At 45.3% G+C, this 3,470-nt stretch carries 4 protein-coding genes; all 4 read left to right on the top strand.

The genetic code is table 11. From position 1 onward, the window contains the following. Window positions 1–1,036: benzoate/H(+) symporter BenE (gene benE, locus ABYU67_RS11945; RefSeq protein WP_372845494.1), on the top strand; the 1,036-nt coding region annotated here is incomplete at its 5' end. Between the two features lie 111 nt (window positions 1,037–1,147). Next, window positions 1,148–1,837, top strand: a complete 690-nt coding sequence (locus ABYU67_RS11940; protein ID WP_372845492.1) for a 3-oxoacid CoA-transferase subunit A — start codon at window positions 1,148–1,150, stop codon at window positions 1,835–1,837. Window positions 1,838–1,896: 59 nt separating this feature from the next. Beyond that, window positions 1,897–2,565 (top strand): 3-oxoacid CoA-transferase subunit B, encoded by a 669-nt coding sequence (locus tag ABYU67_RS11935; RefSeq protein ID WP_372845490.1) that lies wholly within the window; start codon window positions 1,897–1,899, stop codon window positions 2,563–2,565. 29 nt (window positions 2,566–2,594) lie between these two features. Then, window positions 2,595–3,470: acetyl-CoA C-acyltransferase (locus ABYU67_RS11930; RefSeq protein WP_372845496.1), on the top strand; the 876-nt coding region annotated here is incomplete at its 3' end.

Here is a 3,470-nt window from a genome sequence, read left to right as displayed (position 1 = left end):
TTATTTATCTATTAAATATAAAACACCGGTTATTACAGCATGGTCCGCCCCTGGTACCGCTTTACTGGTTACCCTATTTCCACAGATGAGTATTAATGAAGCTGTTGCTGGTTATATCATTTCAGCGATTGTCATATTTATCGTGGGGGCAACAGGTTACTTCGACAAAATATTAAAATGGATTCCTAACGGTATCGCCGCTGGCATGATGGCAGGGATTCTATTTCAATTCGGCTTAGAATTATTTAAAGCCACTGATAGCATGCCATTTATCGTCTTTAGCATGCTCGGTTGCTATTTATTAGCCAAACGCTTTTCGCCGCGCTATACGATGATCTGGGTGTTGATATGCGGTGTTATCTTAAGCGTCTTACTTGGCAAAATGAACCCTGTCCATTTCGATTTAGCCGTTACCATACCTACTTTTATTGCACCTGAATGGTCGTGGAACTCAACGTTTAACCTCGCTATACCACTCATCCTTGTGAGCTTAACTGGCCAGTTTTTACCGGGTATGGCTATTTTAAATCTTAGCGGTTACGACACGCCAGCCAAGCCTATTGTGAGTGTTACAAGCCTCGCCTCGTTAGCAGTTGCATGTGTTGGTGGTATCACTATCGTACTTGCCGCTATCACAGCCGCGCTTTGTACTGGCAAAGATGCGCATGAACTTAAGGAAAAGCGCTATATCGCAGGTGTCGCTAATGGCATCTTCTATTTATTTGGCGGTTTATTTGCTGGCAGTATCGTGATGGTATTTAGCTTGCTTCCAAAAGAGCTTGTCGCGGCACTGGCCGGCCTTGCGTTAATCGGTGCCATTTCTGCCAATATCACCATTGCTATGAAAAATGATGAGCAAAGAGATGCAGCGTTAATTACCTTTTTGGCGACAGCATCGGGTATGAGCTTTTTGGGATTAAGCTCTGTGTTTTGGGGCATTCTTATTGGCATGATTGCTCACTATATTCTGACCAAAAAACGCCTACTACCAACATCATCTATCTCATTAACGACCTCTAATAATGAAGCCAATTAAGAATAACTCGCTTACAAAAAAATTAAGTAGTGTCAGAGCAATGACTCAACCTGTACACCGCTCATCAATCTTAAAGACACTACCTCATATGACTTTTTATAGGATATTAATATGATTAACAAAGCAGATAAAAATATCACTGACGTACTTAGTCAAATCAAAGATGGCGCTACCATCATGATTGGTGGCTTCGGTACTGCAGGGCAACCAGCTGAACTCATTGATGGACTTATTAATTTAGGCGTAAAGGATTTGGTCATCATTAATAATAATGCCGGTAACGGCGACCATGGCCTTGCCAAGCTCTTAAAAACGGGCGCTGTGCGTAAAATCATTTGCTCTTTTCCGCGTCAATCGGACTCTTGGGTATTTGATGAGCTTTATCATGCTGGCAAGATTGAGCTGGAGCTAATACCACAGGGTAATTTGGCTTGCCGTATTCAAGCAGCAGGTATGGGACTCGGTGCGGTATATACGCCCACAGGCTTTGGTACTTTACTCGCAGAAGGTAAAGAGACTCGAGAAATCGATGGTAAAGACTATGTTCTTGAATATCCGATCAAGGCTGATTTTGCTTTAATTAAAGCTTCTAGAGGCGATCGTTGGGGCAACTTGGTGTACCGCAAGTCAGCTCGTAACTTTGGCCCAATCATGGCAATGGCAGCTGATATTACTATCGCCCAAGTCTCCGAAACGGTTGAGCTTGGCGCGCTTGATCCTGAACACATTATTACACCGGGTATTTTTGTGCAGCATGTGGTGCAAATTCAGCCTGCTAGCACTGAATCTGCTAGCGCTTAACTTTCTAGCACAGCTACTACAGCCACCGCTTAATACTGCTAATTATAAGGATCATAATCATGAGCCATACTTCCTACACCGTTTTGACCCGCGATCAAATCGCCGAGCGCGCTGCACAAGATATTCCAGATGGTGCCTATGTCAATTTAGGCATCGGACTACCGACCAAAATTGCAAAATACCTACCGGATGATAAAGATGTCTTTTTGCATTCAGAAAACGGCTTATTAGCTTTTGGACCACCACCTGCTAAAGGCGAAGAGGATCCCGAGCTGATTAATGCCGGAAAAGAGTACGTCACCATGCTAGATGGTGGTAGTTTCTTTCATCACGGTGACTCTTTTGCCATGATGCGCGGAGGTCATATTGATATTTGCGTACTGGGTGCATTTCAAGTTGCTGAAAACGGCGATTTGGCCAACTGGAGTACGGGTGCGCCAGATGCGATACCAGCGGTCGGTGGTGCCATGGACTTAGCCGTCGGTGCCAAAAAGGTCTTTGTCATGACCAATCATGTCACCAAAGAGGGCGAACCTAAAATCGTTAGTGAGCTTAGCTATCCGGTGACGGGTAAAAAATGCGTAGACCGTATCTATACTGACCTCTGTATCATTGATGTCACTGATAAAGGCTTGCTTGTTACCGAGATGGTCGACGACCTAAACTTTGATGATTTACAAGGATTAACGGGTGCGACGCTAATTGACGCTACAAATTCAAAACAATAAAAAGGACAAGGATGATGACTGATTCAACCATTGGTTTAAACAATGCTTATATTATTGATGCCATTCGTACCCCTTTTGGACGCTACGGCGGCAGTCTCGCCCCTGTACGTGCTGATGATTTGGGTGCCATTCCCATTAAAGCCTTAATGGAACGTAATACCACAGTCGATTGGATACAAGTCGATGATGTTATCTACGGTTGTGCCAATCAGAGCGGTGAAGACAATCGCAACGTTGGGCGTATGTCGTCGTTACTAGCTGGCCTACCTTATCAAGTGCCTGCTACCACAGTGAATCGCCTATGTGGCTCGTCTATGGATGCCTTAGCCATCGCCGCTCGTGCCATCAAAGCTGGTGAAGCTCATCTAATTATTGCAGGTGGCGTTGAGAGTATGAGCCGTGCGCCATTTGTCATGGGTAAGTCAGATCAAGCGTTTGGTCGTAGTCAAAAGCTCGAAGATACCACGATGGGCTGGCGTTTTATCAATCCAAAGCTTGATGAGCTATATGGCACGGAGACCATGCCGCAAACCGCCGAAAATGTCGCCGAGCAATTCAATGTCAATCGCGTTGATCAAGATACTTTTGCGCTTCGTAGCCAGCAACGTACTGCTACAGCCCAAGAGTCAGGGTTTTTTGAGAGTGAGATTACGCCTATCGTTATCCCACAGCGTAAAGGCGAGCCTGTCATTGTCGATAAAGATGAGCATCCCCGCGCCGATACCACGCTTGAGAAACTCACCAAACTGCGCGCTATTGTTAAAGAGAATGGCACCGTAACCGCTGGCAATGCATCAGGCATCAATGATGGCGCCGCCGCTTTTTTAGTGGCATCAGAGCAAGCCGTTAAAGAATTTAATTTGAAGCCGCGTGCCCGTATTGTAGCAGCGACTACCGTTGGGGTT

Source organism: Psychrobacter sp., from assembly GCF_041554015.1.
Lineage (GTDB): Bacteria > Pseudomonadota > Gammaproteobacteria > Pseudomonadales > Moraxellaceae > Psychrobacter.
This window is presented reverse-complemented; position numbering and strand designations above follow the sequence as displayed.

Excerpts from the sequence above, each read along its gene's own strand:
- ABYU67_RS11935 (WP_372845490.1), top strand. The coding sequence starts at position 1,897 with ATGAGCCATACTTCCTACACCGTTTTGACCCGCGATCAAATCGCCGAG.
- ABYU67_RS11940 (WP_372845492.1), top strand. The coding sequence starts at position 1,148 with ATGATTAACAAAGCAGATAAAAATATCACTGACGTACTTAGTCAAATC.